1 pseudogene is annotated in these 625 nt (G+C 49.3%); it reads left to right on the top strand.

Annotation, left to right across the window (positions count from 1 at the left end):
- Positions 1–625: pseudogene (locus ESZ48_RS19455) on the top strand (hypothetical protein); the annotation flags it as partial.

Here is a 625-nt window from a genome sequence, read left to right as displayed (position 1 = left end):
GTGGTACCTATAGTGGAACAGGCGTTACCGACAATGGTGACGGCACGTTCAACTTTGATACTTCAGTGGGCACTCAAGTGCTGACCTATACCTATAGTGATGGTAATTCCTGTGAAAACTCAGCCACAGCGTCTTTAGAGGTCAATGAGCTTCCAACAGTGACCGTTTCTGGCGGATCCTGGTGTACAGATGCAGGACTTGTTCAAAACATCGCAGGTTCGGGTATGCCATTGGGCGGTACCTATAGTGGAACGGGCGTTACCGACAATGGTGATGGTACGTACAACTTTGATACTTTGGTAGGCACGCAAACGCTGACCTATACTTATAGTGATGGCGACAACTGCAGCAATAGTGCAACCGCTTCGTTAGAGGTCAATGACCTTCCAACGGTGACCGTTTCCGGTGGCTCCTGGTGTACAGATGCTGGACTTGTTCAAAACATTGCAGGTTCGGGTATGCCAACAGGTGGTACCTATAGTGGAACGGGCGTTACCGATAATGGTGACGGTACGTTCAACTTTGATACTTCGGTGGGAACACAGACCTTGACCTACACTTATTCCGATGGCGACAACTGTAGCAATAGTGCCACAGCGTCGTTAGAGGTCAATGAGCTTCCAAC

The sequence above is a fragment of the Gelidibacter gilvus genome, assembly GCF_004115975.1.
GTDB lineage: Bacteria > Bacteroidota > Bacteroidia > Flavobacteriales > Flavobacteriaceae > Gelidibacter > Gelidibacter gilvus.
The sequence above is the reverse complement of the archived record's forward strand: the minus strand, read 5'-3'. Positions and strand labels throughout refer to the sequence as shown.